The organism is Pseudoxanthomonas sp. GM95, from assembly GCF_900109775.1.
Taxonomy (GTDB): domain Bacteria; phylum Pseudomonadota; class Gammaproteobacteria; order Xanthomonadales; family Xanthomonadaceae; genus Pseudoxanthomonas_A.
Genome location: NZ_FOAX01000002.1, coordinates 1,367,735 through 1,384,318, shown reverse-complemented (window position 1 = coordinate 1,384,318; position 16,584 = coordinate 1,367,735). Strand labels below are relative to the sequence as shown.

Here is a 16,584-nt window from a genome sequence, read left to right as displayed (position 1 = left end):
GCTGCGCATCCTGCGCGTTGGCCTGCGTCGACGCGCGTGCGCCACGACCCTGCGTGCTCTCCATGAAACGCATTCTCCTGCCCAAGTTTGGGCGGGAGTATAGACCGCGGCCCGACTGCTAAAACGACGCTGCCGCCTCTTTTTCAAGAGACGGCAGCGCGGTGAAGCAGACGACGATGGCGCAGCGCGGATCAGGCGTCCGGCTGGGCCTCGACGCTGGCGGCGGCGGTGTCGCCACTGCCTTCGGCCAACTCGTCCTCTTCTTCCAGCGAGGCATCCAGGCGTTCGATCGCCTGCAGCTTCTCGCCCTTGGACAGGCGGATCAGGGTGACGCCCTGGGTGTTGCGGCCCACGCGCGAGATCTCGGTCGAGCGCGTGCGCACCAGGGTGCCGCCATCGGAGATCAGCATGACCTCGTCGGTGTTGCCCAGCAGCAGCGCGCCGACCAGCTTGCCGTTGCGGGCATTGGTCTGGATGCCGATCACGCCCTGGGTGCCACGGCCCTTGCGCGGGTACTCGGCCAGCGGGGTGCGCTTGCCGTAGCCGTTCTCGGTGGCGGTCAGGATGTAGCAGCCGGATTCGTCCTGGGTGGTCTCCAGCACGGTCTCGTCGGCCGCGGTGTCGACAACGTCATCAACCGCCTCGTCCTCGGACTCGTCTGCGCCCGCACCGGCGGCACGCTCGGCCACGATCAGGCTGACCACGTCCTCGCCCTTGCCCAGGCGGATGCCGCGCACGCCGGTGGCGGTACGGCCCATCGAGCGCACGGTTTCCTCGCCGAAGCGCACCGTCTTGCCGTTGGAGGCGAACAGCAGCACGTCGCGCTCGCCATCGGTCAGGGCCACGCCGACCAGCGCATCGCCTTCGTCCAGGTTGATCGCGATCTTGCCGCGCGCCAGGCGATAGGCGAACTCGGTCAGCGGGGTCTTCTTGACCGTGCCGTTGCGGGTGGCGAAGAACACATAGCGGCCTTCCTCGTACGCACGCACCGGCAGCACCGCCTGGACCTTCTCGCCGGCTTCCAGCGGGATCCAGTTGATGATCGGGCGGCCGCGCGCGTTCGGCCCGGCTTCGGGCAGTTGGTGCACGGCCAGCCAGAACACCCGGCCCTTGCTGGTGAAGGTCAGCAGCGTGTCATGCGTGTTGACCAGCCACAGTTGGTCGATGAAATCCTCGTCCTTGGTCGCCGCCGCGTTGCGGCCACGGCCGCCGCGCTTCTGCGCACGGTAGCTGCTGGCCGGCTGGCGCTTGGCGTAACCGGCGTGGGACAGGGTCACGACCATGTCTTCCGGCGCGATCAGGTCGAGGATGTCGAAATCTTCCTCGCTCTGGCGGATCTCGCTGCGACGCGCGTCGCCGAACTCGGCCTTGACGTTCAGCAGCTCCTCGCGGATGACCTCCTTGAGCACCTCGGGGTTTTCCAGGATGCGGATCAGGCCGGCGATGGTGTCCAGCAGCAGGCGGTATTCCTCGGTGAGCTTTTCCTGCTCCAGGCCGGTCAGGCGGTGCAGGCGCATTTCCAGGATCTGCGAGGCCTGCACTTCGGTCAGCTGGTAGCGACCGCCCAGGAAACCCACGCCGCTGGGCAGGTCTTCCGGACGCGAGGATTCGCTGCCGGCTGCGGCCAGCAGCGAGCCGACCAGGCCCGGTTCCCAGGTCTTGGCCAGCATGCGCTCACGCGCCTCGCCGGGATTGGCCGAGGTCTTGATGAGCTCGATCATCTCGTCGATGTTGGCCAGCGCGACGGTCAGGCCTTCGAGGATGTGGGCACGGGCGCGCGCCTTGCGCAGCTCGAAGATGGTCCGGCGGGTCACCACTTCGCGGCGATGGCGCACGAAGGCTTCCAGCATCTGCTTGATGTTGAGCAGCTGCGGGCGGCCGTCGACCAGGGCGACCATGTTGATGCCGAACACCGATTCCATCGGCGTCTGCGAATACAGGTTGTTGAGGACGACCTCGGCCGATTCGCCGCGCTTGACCTCGATGTAGATGCGCATGCCGTCCTTGTCGGACTCGTCACGCAGCTCGCTGATGCCTTCGAGCTTCTTTTCCTTGACCAGCTCGGCGATCTTCTCGATCAACCGCGCCTTGTTCACCTGGTAGGGGATCTCGGTGACGATGATCGCCTCGCGACCGGTGCGATCGTCGACTTCCACGTCGGCCTTGGCGCGCATGCGCACGCGGCCGCGGCCGGTGCGGTAGCCGGCGATGATGCCGGCGGTGCCGTTGATGATGCCGGCGGTGGGGAAATCCGGGCCCGGGATGTATTCCATCAGCTGGTCGATATCGATCAGCGGGTTGTCGATCATGGCGATCAGGCCATCGACGACTTCGGACAGGTTGTGCGGCGGGATGTTGGTCGCCATGCCGACCGCGATGCCGGCCGAGCCGTTGACCAGCAGGTTCGGGAACCGGGTCGGCATGACCGACGGCTCCAGCTCCTTCTCGTCGTAATTGGGCACGAAATCGACGGTTTCCTTGTCGATGTCGGCCATCAGTTCATGGGTCAGGCGCGACATGCGCGCTTCGGTGTAACGCATCGCCGCGGCGGAGTCGCCGTCGACCGAACCGAAGTTGCCCTGGCCATCGACCAGCAGGTAGCGCAGCGAGAACGGCTGGGCCATGCGCACCAGTGTGTCGTAGACCGACTGGTCGCCGTGCGGGTGGTACTTACCGATCACGTCACCGACGATACGGGCGGACTTGTAATACGGCTTGTTGCTGTGCGCGCCAAGCTCGTTCATCGCAAACAGCACGCGGCGATGCACCGGCTTGAGTCCATCTCGGACATCGGGGAGTGCGCGGCCCACGATCACGCTCATGGCGTAGTCGAGGTAGCTCTTGCGCATCTCGTCTTCGAGGTTGACGGGGATGATTTCCTTGGCGAGATCAGCCATTCGATGTCCGTGCTTGTATTCGGTACTTCAGGCCAAAACCCCGGCTGCCACAGAGACTGCAGCCACTGGATTCCGGAGGGAATTTCAACCGCGCGATTGTACCACGCGCGGCACCCCGGATGCGGCCCTGGATGCGGCGTAAATCAAGCACTTGCGCGTGGAACCAGGCTTACGCCGGCAGGCTTTGCGGCATGTTCCACTCGGCGTTTTCGGCCCTGCCGCGCGGCCTGTTGTCAAGCCTGTCGTGGCACGGCTGAAGCCTCAGCCGAAGGCGGCGCGCATCTTCTCGGTGGTCGGTGCCTCGACCACGCCTTTCTCGGTCACGATCGCGTCGATCAGATCGCCCGGCGTGACGTCGAAGACCGGGTTCCAGGCCTTGATGCCTTCGGCCACGATGCGCACGCCGCCGATGCCGTGCAGTTCGCCCGGATCGCGTTCCTCGATCTCGATCAGCTCGCCGCTGGCGGTGTCCATGTCCACGGTCGAGGACGGCGCCACGACCATGAACTTCAGGCCGTGGTGGCGCGCCGCGATGGCCAGCTGGTAGGTGCCGATCTTGTTGGCGGTATCGCCGTTGGCGCAGATGCGGTCGGCACCGACCACGACCCACTGCACCACGCCGGTCTTCATCAGGTGCGAGGCCGCCGAGTCCGCGATCAGGGTCGCGTCGATGCCGTCCTGCTGCAGCTCCCACACCGTCAGGCGCGCGCCCTGTTGCCACGGGCGGGTTTCATCGGCGAAGACCTTGAGGATCTTGCCCTGGGCCACGCCGGCGCGGATCACGCCCAGCGCGGTACCGAAGCCGGCGGTGGCCAGCGAACCGGTGTTGCAATGGGTCAGCACGCCACTGCCCTCGCCGATCAGCGCTGCGCCCAGCTCGCCCATGTGGCGATTGGCGGCCAGGTCCTCGGTAGCGATGGCTTCGGCTTCGTGTTCCAGCACCGCGCGCCAGTCGGCGCCTGCGGGCTGCAGCATGCGGCGCATGCGCGCCAGCGCCCACGCCAGGTTGACGGCGGTGGGACGGGCGGCGTTGAGGCGCTGCAGGGCCGGCTCGATCTTCAGCGACGCCTCGGCGCCGTCGGCGGCGTCGATGTCGCGCCCGGCCAGCACCGTGCCCCAGGCTGCGGCGATGCCGATCGCCGGCGCGCCGCGCACGGCCAGGGCGTGGATGGCTGCGGCGACGTCATCGCTGGTGGTGCATTCCACATGCTCCACCACGAAGGGCAGCTTGCGCTGGTCGAGCAGTTGCAGGGCATCGCCCGTCCACAGGATGGGACGGATGCGGTCGTAACGGGCGTAGTCGAAGGTGTCGTTCATCGGCCCATTTTAACCGGCACGATGTGGCGATCCCGATGTAGGGCGCGCGATCAGCGCACCCGAAACAGCGCGCGGCAGCCGCCGTCGACCCAGACGCCGTCGGCATCCCAGCCCCAGCTCTGGCCCTGCACGCAGGCGGTATCGGACATCTGCCGGATCAGTTCGACCGGGGTGACGGTCACCTGTGCCGGGCAGCGCTTGCGCGCCTGGTCCTGCGATTCGCAGCGGACCACGCGGTGCTTGAGGTCGAATTCGCCGCCGTCGTCATCGCCCAGGCCGCTGACGAATTCCGCCCGGCAGCCGTGGTCCACCCACACGCCGAAGCGACCGTAGTCCCAGGTACGGCCCTTGATGCAGGGCGTATTGGAGAGCTGCTTGGTCAGGCGCACGCCGGCCGAGGCGTCCACGTCGCAGTACTTGAGGTCCGCGCCCTTGGATTCGCAGCTGAAATGCTCGACAGCCACTTCCTCGGGAGCGCGTTCGCCACCGCCGAACCAGCGCCCCACGGTTCCGCAGCCGGCCAGTGCGGTCATCGCACATGCCAGCACGCACCCACGCACCCAACCGCTGTTCAACACGGACTTCCCCCGAACGGTACGCAAACTCGAACTCCCTGCAGGCACCACATGCCAGCACATTCACGTGTTTACGGTCCGTGTATTCCCAGCGTGTGTCAGGCCCGCGCGAAATCGAAGGCCAGCACATCGGCAATGCGGGGCGTTCCCAACATCGCCATCAGCAGTCGATCCATCCCCACTGCCACGCCAGCGCAGTGTGGCATGAGTGGCAGGGCGTCGAGCAAGTGCCGATCGTGGGGGCGCTGAACGAGCCCGCGCGCAGCGCGACGCTGGTTGTCGTGGCTGAACCGGGTTCGCTGTTCATCGGCATCGCGCAGCTCGTGATAACCATTGGCCAGCTCGACCGCGCCCAGGTACAGCTCGAAGCGTTCGGCCACCGGCGGATCCCCCGCTTTCGCGGGGTCAGGCTGACGGATCTGCGCCAGCGCCGCCTGCGAGGCGGGCCAGTCATGCACGATCGTGATCGCATCGTCGGCGAACGCCGGCTGCAGGTGGTGCGTGACCAGCAGGTCCAGCCAGTCGTCGCGGCCCAGCCCGTCGGCGTCGATCTGCACCTCGCCCAGCGCCGCCTGAAGCTGCGCCTGGCTGGCGGTGAACGGATCCAGGCCCAAGCCCTGCTGGAACAGCGCGCGATAGGTCAGCACGCGCACACTGGCGCTGCGGCCGACCAGCGCGAGCGCCTGCTGCACCAGCGCGACGGTCTCTTCGGCCAGGCGCACATGATCCCAGCCGACGCGATACCACTCCAGCATCGTGAACTCGGGATTGTGGCGGCCGCCGGCCTCGCCATTGCGAAACACGCGCCCCAGTTCGTAGCAGTCGCCGATGCCGGCGGCGAGCAGGCGCTTGAGCGGATATTCCGGCGAGGTGCGCAACCAGCGCGTGCGCGCGCCGGCGCTGACGTGGCCAGTGAACGCGGCGGTGAAGCTCTCGATGTTCGGCTCGGTGTTGCCGGCCTGCGACAACACCGGCGTCTCCACTTCCAGCACGTCGCGCTGCGCGAAGAATCCGCGCACCAGCGCGTTCAGCCGCGCGCGCAGCCGCAACACGTCAAGCGTTGCGGTCGGCCCCCAGGGCTGGCTCATGCGTGCTGGTCCAGGAACGCCAGCAGCTTCGCTTCGTCCCAGACATCGATACCCAGATCCTGCGCCTTCTTCAGTTTCGAACCGGCCTCGGCGCCGGCCACGACGAAGCTGGTCTTCTTCGACACGCTGCCGGCGACCTTGGCACCGAGGGCTTCCAGTTTGGCGCCGGCCTCGTCGCGGCTCATCGCCTCCAGGCCACCGGTCAGCACGACGGTCTGCCCGGTCAGTGGGCCGGTCTCGATCGCCGCCTGCTGCGGCGTGATCGCATCCAGCGTGGCCAACGTGTCGAGCGTGCGTCGCAACAGCTGCACGTGAGCATCGTCTTCCAGCCATCCGACGAGCGCGGCGGCCGTGTCCTTGGGCAGGCCGACGCCGATCAACGTTTCCAGCTCGGCATCGACGATGTCATCGGCGTTGGGCATCGCCGCCGCCAGGGTCTCGGCACGCACCTTGGTCAACTTGGGAATTTCGAGATCGGCCAGCAGCGTGAGCAGATCCAGGCCCTCGCGCAGCAGGCCGCTGGGCACATGCGTGTCGCCGATCTGCACGCCGCGCGCCAGCAGGTCGTCGATGGCCTGCTGGTTGCCGTCCTGGGCGAAGAATCCGCCCAGCGAACGCGCCACCTCGCCCCCGACATCGGGCACGCGCTTGAACACCGGCCACGGCAGGCCGCGAATCAACTGGAGATCGCCGAACCACGCCGCCAGCGCCTTGGCCGTGCTCTCGCCCACATGATCGATCCCCAGCGCAAACAGGAACCGCTCCAGCGTGGTCTGCCGGCTCTTGTCCAGCGCCTCGATCAGGTTTTCGGCCCACTTGGTCGCGATCTTCTTCCGGTTCCAGTCGAAGGCCGGCAGGCCAGCGCGCAGCAGGTCGGCCTGCCAGGTGTCGGGTGCTTCCTCGCCCTCGCCTCGAACGCTGGCGACGGTCGCCTCCAGCTTCGCGTACGCCCCGCTGGGCAGATGCTCGCGCGCCTCGCGCAGGAAGCCTTCGGGCGTCTCCGCGCCGGTGACCAGGCGCAGCTGCAGCAGCAGGTCCAGGTCGAGCTTGTACAGGTCGGCCACGCCCTGGACCACGCCGGCGTCGACCAGCACCTCGATGAACTTCTCGCCCAACCCATCCACATCCATCGCACGACGCGAAACGAAATGCCGAATCGCCTCCTTGCGCTGCGCCGGACAACTCAGCTCGCCGGAGCAACGCCAGGCCGCCGCGCCTTCCTCGCGCACGATGTCCGAGCCGCAGACCGGGCAATGCGTGGGCATCTGCCAGGGCTGGGTGCCCGGCGGGCGCTGGGCCTCGATGACGCTCACCACTTCGGGGATCACATCGCCCGCGCGGCGCACGATCACCGTGTCGCCGATGCGCGCGTCCAGGCGTTCGATCTGGTCGGCGTTGTGCAGCGTGGCGTTGGTGACGATGACGCCAGCCACCTGCACCGGCTCCAGGCGCGCGACCGGGGTGGCCGCGCCGGTGCGACCGATCTGGATCTCGATGTCGCGCAGCGTGGTGGACTGCTCCTGCGCGGGGAACTTGTGCGCGATCGCCCAGCGCGGCGCGCGCGAGACGAAGCCCATCTCGCGCTGGCCTTCGGCATCGTCCAGCTTGTAGACCACGCCATCGATGTCGAACGCCAATCCATCGCGGCGCGCGCCGATGTCGCGATAGAACGCCAGCAGGCCATCTGCGCCTTGCACCAGCTGCGACAGGTCGCTGACCGGAAAGCCCCAGGCGCGCAACTGCTTGAGCACGCCCGAATGGCTGTCCGGCAGCGCGCCGCCTTCCACCGCGCCGGTGCCGTAGGCAAAGAACGCCAGCGGCCGCTGCGCGGTGACGCGTGCATCGAGCTGGCGCAGCGAGCCCGCCGCGCCATTGCGCGGATTGGCCAGCACCTTGCCGCCGTGCAGGCGCGCCTGTTCGTTGTAGGCCTCGAACGCCGCACGCGGCATGTAGACCTCACCGCGCACTTCCAGCACGTCGGGCCAGCCGGTGCCGCGCAGCTTCAGCGGGATCGCCTTGACCGTGCGCAGGTTGGCGGTGACGTCCTCGCCGGTGGCGCCGTCGCCGCGCGTGGCGCCCTGGACGAACATGCCGTGCTCGTAGCGCAGGCTGATCGCTAAACCATCGAGCTTGGGCTCGGCGGAGAAAGTCAGCCTCTTGCGGCCGAGCTTCTCGGAAATCCTGCGCACGAAATCGGCCACTTCCTCATCGTCGAAAGCATTGCCCAGCGACAGCATCGGGATGGCATGGCGGACTTCGGCGAACTTCGATTCGGCCAACGCGCCGACACGCTGCGTGGGCGAATCGGGCGTCACCAGTTCTGGATGCGCGGCTTCCAGTTCATCCAGCGCGCGCAGCAGGCGGTCGTACTCGGCATCGGGGATGTTGGGCTCATCCAGCACGTGGTAGCGATAACTGGCGTCATCGAGCTGTTCACGCAGTGCGGCCACGCGGGCGGCAGGGTCGTTCGCTTGGGTCATCTGGGGATTTTACGTCGTCCGGCTGCGGGCCCGGCACTGCCGGAAGTCGCTTTCTGGGACCGTGGCGACAGCACCTGAACACGGGGGGCGATAGGGTCACCAGCCACGTTCCAAGGAGCATTCCCCCGTGCGCCCTTCCCTTTCCCCTTTCGACGCGGCCACGCGCCAACTTCGTGAAATCTGCTTGCCCCAGCGCCACGCCCAGGCGGTCCATCGGTGACGGTGGCCGCCGTCGCATCCCCCGCCCGCCCTGCCAGCGCGCGCATCGAGTCGCTGGATTTCATCCGTGGCGCCTGCCTGATCGTCATCGCCTTCGACCACATCTCCAGCTTCTCGCGGAAGCTGGGCTATACCGGCCGCGAATTCTTCACGCCGACGACGCTGGGCTACTCCTCGGCGGCCGAACTGTTCCTGTTCGTCTCCGGCGTGCTGATCGGCATCCTGCACACCAGGCCGGGCGTGTCGTTCTCCAAGCGCTTCGTCAAGCTCTCGCACCGCGCGGGGCACCTGTATCTGTACAACGCACTGGCCTTCGTCGTGCTGCTGGCCGCGACTACCGGACTGGCCACCTACGCGATGGAAGCGCTGGAGCTGAGCCGCTTCGCCCATCGCCCGGGTGAATCCACGATCGATTTCCTGCTGATGTCGAGCAGCCCGCCACTGCTGGACATCCTGTCGCTGTATGTGTGCTTCCTACTGGTGTCGGTGCTGTTTGTGCCGCTGTCGCTGCGCAGCCCAGCGCTGGCCTTCGCGCTGTCGCTGCTGCTGTACGCGGTTTGCCAGTGGCCACCGGCCCGCCAGGCGCTGGGCCTGCAGGCCGAAGGCCAGGGGCTCAACCCCTATGCCTGGCAGCTTTGCTTCATGGCCGGCGTGGTGTGCGGGCAGTTGGGCCTGCTGGCGCGGCTGGAAGCACTGATGCGGCAGAAACCCGCCGTGATCCTGACCATCTCGGCGCTGGCGATCATGACGCTGGCCTTCGTCGCCGATCGCAAGCTGGGGCTGACCGATGCGTGGTGGTGGGACAAGCACGAGCTGGGCGTGTTCCGCATCCCACACGCGGCGCTGGTGCTGGCCGCCTATATCTGGCTGTCCTGCCTACTGCGCGATCCGCGCATGCCGGCAGTCGCACGCTGGCTGCATGAAGCCCTGGCCAGCATGGGCCGGCATTCGCTGGAAGTGTTCACCGTGGGCATCGCGCTGACCTATGCGGTGTCGCTGCTGGTGGGCGAGCTGCGGCCGAACACGGCGGTCTTTTACCTGATCCTGGCCGGGGTGGCGATCGTGCTGTGGCTGTTCGCGCGCTATCTGGAGTGGCGCCGCGCCGTGGCGCGCTGACGACGTGTCCATTCGCGGTGAGGCCGGTCAGATGACGTCTTGCCGTTAGAGGTGATCAGGCGCGTGCTTGCGTCCTGATCCCTGGATGTTGACATGGCCGTCTCGACGTCGGATCGCCTGGTGCCGCTGGACTTCATCCGCGGCATCTGCCTGATCGTCATCACGCTCAACCATTACTCGCTGCTGGCGCAGCTACTGGGCTATCCGGGCAAGGCGATCTGGACGCCGACGACACTGGGGTATTCGTCCTCGGCCGAACTGTTCTTCTTCATCTCCGGCTACCTGGTCGGCGTGGTCTATGCGCAACCGGGCAGGTCGGCGGGCCTGTCGTTCGTGCGCCTGAGCCATCGCGCCGGGCACCTGTACCTGTACAACGCACTGGCCTTCCTGTGCCTGCTGGCGCTGTGCGGCACCTTGCCGCCCTACCTCGCCTTCGAGCTGCGGATGGGCGACCTGATCCGGTCGCCGCACCACGCGGTGCAGACCTTCCTGATGCTGCGCGACAGCCCGCCGCTGCTGGACGTGCTGCAGATCTACGTGCTGTTCCTGCTAGCCAGCATTCCGCTGGTGCCGCTGGTGATCCGATGGCCGTGGGCGGTGCTGGCGGCCTCCGTGGCGCTGTATGCGGTGAGCCAATGGCACACCGTGGCCGAATCGCTGGGCCAGCCGATCGAATCCGGCTACTTCAATCGCTTTGCCTGGCAGCTGCTCTTCATCGGCGGCATCGTCGGTGGCCGCATGCAGGTGCTGCAGCGGCTGCAGGACCTGGTGCGTCAACCGCGTATCGCGTTCGCGGGGCTGGCCGCGCTGGCGGCGATGACGGTGTTCTTCCTGATCGACCGCAAGGTGATGCCGCTCACCGACATGCGTTGGTGGGACAAGCGCGACCTGGCGCCGCTGCGGCTGGCCCATGCGGCGCTGGTGCTGTTCGCGTGGTTCTGGCTGTGCGAAACCCTGCAACGGGCGCGCCTGCAACGCTGGGGCGGCGCGCTGGCGGTCGAGGTGTTCTGCACGCTGGGCCGCCAGTCGCTGGAGGTGTTCACCTTCGGCATCGCGCTGTCCTACGCCGGCGCGCTGATGCTTCGGGCGCTCTCGCTGACACTGGTGCCTTACCTGGCGATCGCCGCACTGCTGGTGGTGATGATGTGGCTGTTCGCGCGCTACCTGCGGCTGCGCCACCTGCTGGTCATGGCGCCGGCAAACCCGGCCTGAGCCGGTTCGAACGCCTTACCAGCGCGGCGTCTTGCTCAGCGGCGGCGCCTCGTGCTGGCGGTCGTAGCCACGCAGCTCTTCGCGGATGTGCTGGATGCGCTGGCGGCCCAGCGCGTTGCGACTGTCGTCCAGCAGCACGCCGTCAAGCAGTTCGGCCATGCGCTGCACGTTGGGCAGCATCATTTCCCAGGCATCGAGCGCGGTCATCGGCGCCGGCAGGGTCAGGAAGAATGCAATCGCCGGGGTTTCCAGCTCGCGGATCGCGGCCATGTCGAAGCTGCCGGGCTGCATGATGTTGGCCATGCTGAAGACCGGCCCGCGCTCGGGGTGATGCTCGATCAGGCGGTGAAACACATTCATGTGGCCGAAAGTCAGACCGGTCTTCTCGGCCGCCACCACGATGTCCTCGCCGCGCAGCATCTGGCCGGACTTGGCCGCCACGTACAGCGAGATGATCTTGTCGAAATCTTGGCCCGGGCGCTTGCCCAGGTCGTTGTCCGCCTTGCTGGTATCGGCCAGGCCCAGGTCAGGCTGGACCACGCCGTCGCCGTTGTAGTCGGACTGCGCGTCGTAGCCGGTGTTCTCGCCGCCGAGGCTGGGCTCGACGCGGGACGGATCACGCTCACCCGATTCCAGGCGACGTCCCTGCGGCGGCTTCTTCGGCCGGCCGAACAGGATCATCGCGGCAATCAGGATGACGCCGACCACGGCGATGCCGATCCGCAGCATCAACACATCCGACATCAGGCGCTCCTTCTCCGAAACAGGCGAGATGGTGCCACGCTTGGCGCACGGCATCCATCCCTTGGATGACGCAGCGATTGCTGCAACGCGTTACGCCGCGCCCGCCAGGCGCGAGGCTTCGGCCAGGTCGACCGACACCAGGCGCGACACGCCGGGCTCGCGCATGGTCACGCCGGAGAGCTGGTTGGCCGCTTCCATCGTCGCCTTGTTGTGGCTGACGAACAGGAACTGCACCTTCTCGCTCATCTCCTTGACCATCGCGGCCAGGCGACCGACGTTGGCTTCGTCCAGCGGCGCGTCCACCTCGTCCAGCAGGCAGAACGGTGCGGGATTGAGCTGGAAGATCGCGAACACCAGCGCCACGGCGGTCATCGCCTTCTCGCCACCGGAGAGCAGCGAGATGCTCGACACGCGCTTGCCCGGTGGACGCGCCATGATGGTCACGCCGGTGTCGAGCAGGTCCTCACCGGTCAGTTCCAGGTAGGCATGGCCACCGCCGAACAGGCGCGGATAAAGCGACTGCACGCCGGAATTGACCCGGTCGAAAGTGTCCTTGAAGCGGCCGCGGGTCTCGCGGTCGATCTTGCGGATCGCTTCTTCCAACGTTTCCAGCGCAGCGGTGAGGTCGGCGTTCTGCGACTCCAGGTACTCGCTGCGGGTGCTGGCCTCGCCGTACTCGTGGATGGCGGCCAGGTTGACCGGCTCCAGGCGACGCATGCGGCCATCGATCTGCTGCACGGCCTGTTCCCAGTCCGAGAGCTTGGCCACTTCGGGAAGGGTTTCGATCACCGCATCCAGCACGAAACCGGCCTGCTCCACGGCAGTGGAGAGCTGCTCGGCCTTGAGGACGAGGGCCTGCTGGTCCAGGCGGCGCTGGGCGATGGCCTCGCGTTGAGCCAGCGCCTGTTCGTCGCGCTGCTGGCGGGTCTGCTCGTACTGGCGCAGACCGATGTCGATGCCGTCCAGCGCGGTGCGCGCCTCGGTCAACACGCGCTCAGTGCGCACGCGCTCATGCAGCGCGTTCTCGCGCTCGGATTCCAGCGACGACACCGGGTCGTCGCCTTCGTTGAGCTGCAGGGTGATCTCGCCCAGACGGGAATCCAATTGGCCGCGCTGGCCGCCCATGCGCTCCAGCGCCTGGGTCAGCGAGGCCACCTGGGTGCGCTGCGATTCCAGGGTCAGTGCAAGGGCGTGCGTGGCCTCGCGCACGGTGCGGGCCGCTTCGCGCGCGGCATCGCGGGCACCGGTGAAGTCACGGCGCTCGGCATCGAGCTGCTGCCGCGCGTCTTCCTGGTCGGCCATGCGGGTGACGGCGTCTTCCAGGCGCAGGCGCGCTTCGGCGGCCTGATCGCGGGCTTCGTCGAGCGTCTGGCCGAGCTGGCCGAGTTCGCCATCGATGCGGTCGATGCGGTTGCGCGCCGCATCGAGCTTGCCCTGCTGGCCCTGCAGCTGACCGGCCAGTTCGGACACGGCACGGTGCGCCTGATACAGGCTGCGCTGGGCTTCCTCGCGCGCCTGTTCGCCGGCCAGCGCGGCATCGCGCAGGTTGACCAGTTCCTGCTCAGCCTGCGTTTCGCGGGCCTGCAGGGTGTCGATCTCTTCGCGCAGCGACTGGATCTCGCGCTCGCGCAGCAGCGCGCCCTGCTTGGCCGCGCCGGAGCGCTGGACGTGAATCCAGCCCTCGCCCAGGCGCTCGCCGCCCTTGGTGATGACCGCATCGCCTTCCGGCAGCTGTGGCTGCAGCGCGCGTGCGGCGGTGAGGTCTTCGGCCGCGTGCAGGCGCGCCAACAGGCGGCGCACGGCCAGCGGGCCCTGCACCTTGGCGGCCAGCGAGGTCGCGGCGAAGGTTTCGCTGCCTTCCTGCGGCGAGACCAGCGCGATGCGGCCTTCGCCGAGGTCGGCCAGGGCTTCGACCAGCGATTCGGGCGCTTCAACCAGCACGCCTTCGATCAGGCGACCGAGCGCGCCTTCGACCGCGTTTTCCCAGCCGGCGTCAACGGTGAGCGCCTCGCCCACGCGCGTGGCCGAATCCAGCCCTCGCGCCTTGAGCCACGCCACCGCCGCGCCCTGCTCCTGGCCGAGCGCGGCCTGCTGCAGGGTCTCCAGGGAGGACAGGCGACCGCGTGCCGCCTGGGCGTGCTTGCGCACGTCGGCTAGCTGCGTCTGCAGCGTGCGCTGGCGCTCGCTGAACTCGTCCACGGCCTGCTTGCGCAGCTCGACCGCTTCGTTGAGCTCGTCCAGCGAGGCCTTCTTGATTTCGTGGTCTTCGAACAGCGCCTCGTACGCCGACGCCAGCGCCTCCAGGTCCAGGCCGGCGCGCTCGGCCTTGAGCGCTTCGCGGCGGCGATCGGATTCCAGCGACTGGCGATCCAGGTAATCGACACGGGTGCGTTCGACTTCGCCGGCACGCGAGGATTCGGCGGTGGCGCGGTTGTGCGCTTCCCAGCGCGCCTGCCAATCGGACAGCTTCGCCTCGGCCTCGCGCAGCGCGTCTTGGCGCATGACGTCGTCCTCGCGCAGCTGCTCCAGCTGCGGCTCGGCTTCGTCCAGCGATTCGCGCAGGACGGTCAGGCGCGCGGTGTCGCTGTCGATGTGGGTGCCAAGTTCGGCCAACTGCGCCTGGGCTTCCTGTTGGGCCTTGACCAGGCGATTGGAGAGATCCTTCTGGTGCTGGATCTGCTGCTCGATGCGGGCCAGGTTGCTGCCGACCTGGTAGACGTCGGCCTGGGCGCGGTTGAGGGTTTCCACCGCTTCATCGCGGCGCAGGCGGTCGCCTTCGATCTGGGCCTCGGCCTCGCGCTGTTCTGCGATCAGCTGCTGCAGGCGGGTTTCCTCGACCGACAGGCCTTCGCGCAGGCCGCGCAGGTCGCCGTCCAGGCCGCGGTATTCCAGCGCCTTCCATTGCGCATCCTTGATCCGGCGTTCTTCCTGCAGGGCTTGGTACTGCTCGGCCTGGCGCGCCTGGCGCTTGAGGTGTTCGAGCTGCTTGTCCACTTCCTCGCGCAGGTCGGTGAGGCGCTCCAGGTTCTCGCGGGTGTGGCGGATGCGGGTCTCGGTTTCCTTGCGGCGCTCCTTGTACTTGGAGATGCCGGCGGCTTCCTCCAGATACACGCGCAGGTCTTCCGGGCGCGCCTCGATGATCTGGCTGATCATGCCCTGCTCGATGATCGAGTAGCTGCGCGGGCCCAGGCCGGTCCCCAGGAACAGGTCGGTGATGTCGCGGCGGCGGCATTTGGTGCCGTTGAGGTAGTAGTTGCTCTGGCCGTCGCGGCTGACGGTGCGCTTGACCGAGATCTCGTTGAACGCAGCGAATTCGCCGGAGATGGTGTGATCGGAGTTGTCGAAGATCAGCTCGACCGTGGCCTGCGACACCGGCTTGCGCGCCGAGGAACCTGAAAAGATCACGTCAGTCAGCGAGTCGCCGCGCAGGCGGCTGGCCGAGCTTTCGCCCATGACCCAGCGCACCGCGTCGATGATGTTGGACTTGCCGCACCCGTTCGGACCGACCACGCCGGTCATGTTGGTCGGCAGGTGCAACGTGGTGGGATCGACGAAGGATTTGAAGCCAGACAGCTTGATCGTGGACAGGCGCATGCGACGTAGGGTTCCAGGACAGCGGCGCCACGGTTTCGCGCGCGCTGACTTAGGTGATGATCAGGATGACGTCTGGCGCGCAATACACTGATTAGCTTGAGGAATATTGCACACAAACCAGCCGTCGATCCTGCAGTATAGCCGCCCGCGCCAAGCCAGGCCGGCGGCGCTTCCTGATCGTCCGGAGTTGCTAAAGCCTACGCCGCAGCCAGCGTGACTCAGCGCGTGGCGATGCTCAGCTCGGTGGCCGGGTCGAAGACATGCAGGCGCCCGGCCGGTAAGGCCATCGAGAGCCGGTCGCCGACCTCGGGCGAGGCCTGTGGCGCGACGCGCGAGACCAACAGGTGCGGACCGAAGCGCAGGTGCAGGAAGGCTTCGTTGCCGACGAATTCCACGCCTTCGACATCGGCCTGGAACGCAGCCTCCCCCGTGGTCGCCGGCTGCAGGTCTTCCGGACGCACGCCGATCACCACTTCGCGACCGAGCCAGTCGGACAGCGCTGCCGGCAGTGCGCCCAGCAACGCGCGTTGGCCGTCGGCCTGGACGAGCGTGGCATGTTCGACGCTGCCTTCGAGCTGGCCGCGCAGGAAGTTCATCGCCGGGCTGCCGAGGAAGCCGGCCACGAACAGGTTGGCCGGACGGTCGTAGAGCACCTTGGGCGTATCGATCTGCTGGATCTGCCCGTCCTTGAGCACCACGATCCGCTGGCCAAGCGTCATCGCTTCGACCTGGTCGTGGGTGACGTAGATCATGGTGGTGCCCAGCTGGCGATGCAGGCGCGCGATTTCGGTCCGCACCGAGTTGCGCAGCTTGGCGTCCAGGTTGGACAGCGGCTCATCGAGCAGGAACACCGCCGGCTCGCGCACCAGCGCACGGCCCAACGCCACGCGCTGGCGCTGGCCACCGGACATCGCCTTGGGCAGCTTGTCCAGCATCGCGGTCAGACCCAGGGTTTCAGCGGCGGCCTTGATGCGTGCGTCGATCGTGGCCTTGTCGTGCTTGCGCAGCTTCAGGCCGAAAGCCAGGTTTTCGGCCACGGTCATGTGCGGATACAGCGCGTAGGACTGGAACACCATCGCGATGTCGCGATCCTTCGGCGCCACGTCGTTGACCACGCGCTCGCCGATCTTGAGGGTGCCGCCGCTGATGTCTTCCAGCCCGGCGATCATGCGCAGCAGCGTGGACTTGCCGCAGCCCGACGGCCCCACCAGCACCATCAGTTCGCCATCGGCGACCTCGAAACTGGCGCCCTGCACGGCCACCTGGCCGTTGTCGTAGACCTTGCGGACCTGATCCAGCTGCACACTCGCCATCGTGACTCCCGGGACATGAAACGGATTGC

Annotated in this window: 10 protein-coding genes; 2 read left to right on the top strand and 8 right to left on the bottom strand. The window is 67.4% G+C overall.

Annotation, left to right across the window (positions count from 1 at the left end; genetic code table 11):
• Nucleotides 1-191: 191 nt before the first annotated feature.
• The 5 genes from gyrA to ligA form a co-directional block, all read right to left on the bottom strand.
• Nucleotides 192-2,897, bottom strand: a complete 2,706-nt coding sequence (gene gyrA, locus BMZ17_RS14030) for a DNA gyrase subunit A (protein WP_093139150.1) — start codon at nt 2,895-2,897, stop codon at nt 192-194.
• 261 nt (nt 2,898-3,158) lie between these two features.
• Nucleotides 3,159-4,214: an S-methyl-5-thioribose-1-phosphate isomerase gene (gene mtnA, locus BMZ17_RS14025; protein ID WP_093139149.1), complete on the bottom strand. Its 1,056-nt coding sequence runs from the start codon at nt 4,212-4,214 to the stop codon at nt 3,159-3,161.
• Nucleotides 4,215-4,264: 50 nt separating this feature from the next.
• On the bottom strand, nt 4,265-4,747 hold the full coding sequence (locus tag BMZ17_RS14020; protein WP_175485592.1) for a DUF3011 domain-containing protein: 483 nt from the start codon (nt 4,745-4,747) through the stop codon (nt 4,265-4,267).
• 140 nt (nt 4,748-4,887) lie between these two features.
• Nucleotides 4,888-5,877 (bottom strand): EF-P lysine aminoacylase EpmA, encoded by a 990-nt coding sequence (gene epmA, locus BMZ17_RS14015; RefSeq protein ID WP_093139147.1) that lies wholly within the window; start codon nt 5,875-5,877, stop codon nt 4,888-4,890.
• The gene (gene ligA, locus BMZ17_RS14010; RefSeq protein ID WP_093139146.1) at nt 5,874-8,357 is read right to left on the bottom strand and encodes an NAD-dependent DNA ligase LigA; all 2,484 of its coding nucleotides are present in this window, start codon (nt 8,355-8,357) and stop codon (nt 5,874-5,876) included. The genes epmA and ligA overlap by 4 nt, the downstream gene beginning before the upstream one ends.
• A 216-nt stretch (nt 8,358-8,573) precedes the next feature.
• On the opposite strand from ligA, the gene opgC (BMZ17_RS14005) reads away from it, so the two are divergent.
• A complete protein-coding gene (gene opgC, locus BMZ17_RS14005) occupies nt 8,574-9,692 on the top strand; it encodes an OpgC domain-containing protein (protein WP_175485591.1) in 1,119 nt (372 codons plus the stop codon).
• 93 nt (nt 9,693-9,785) lie between these two features.
• Nucleotides 9,786-10,904: an OpgC domain-containing protein gene (gene opgC, locus BMZ17_RS14000; RefSeq protein WP_093139144.1), complete on the top strand. Its 1,119-nt coding sequence runs from the start codon at nt 9,786-9,788 to the stop codon at nt 10,902-10,904.
• Between the two features lie 15 nt (nt 10,905-10,919).
• Here the strand turns inward: opgC (BMZ17_RS14000) and zipA are convergent, their stop codons facing one another.
• The 3 genes from zipA to ugpC form a co-directional block, all read right to left on the bottom strand.
• Nucleotides 10,920-11,648 (bottom strand): cell division protein ZipA, encoded by a 729-nt coding sequence (zipA, locus tag BMZ17_RS13995; protein ID WP_093139867.1) that lies wholly within the window; start codon nt 11,646-11,648, stop codon nt 10,920-10,922.
• Between the two features lie 90 nt (nt 11,649-11,738).
• Nucleotides 11,739-15,242, bottom strand: coding sequence for a chromosome segregation protein SMC (gene smc / locus BMZ17_RS13990; RefSeq protein WP_093139143.1), 3,504 nt, complete (start codon nt 15,240-15,242; stop codon nt 11,739-11,741).
• Between the two features lie 218 nt (nt 15,243-15,460).
• A complete protein-coding gene (ugpC, locus tag BMZ17_RS13985) occupies nt 15,461-16,555 on the bottom strand; it encodes an ABC transporter ATP-binding protein (RefSeq protein WP_093139142.1) in 1,095 nt (364 codons plus the stop codon).
• Nucleotides 16,556-16,584: the final 29 nt, after the last annotated feature.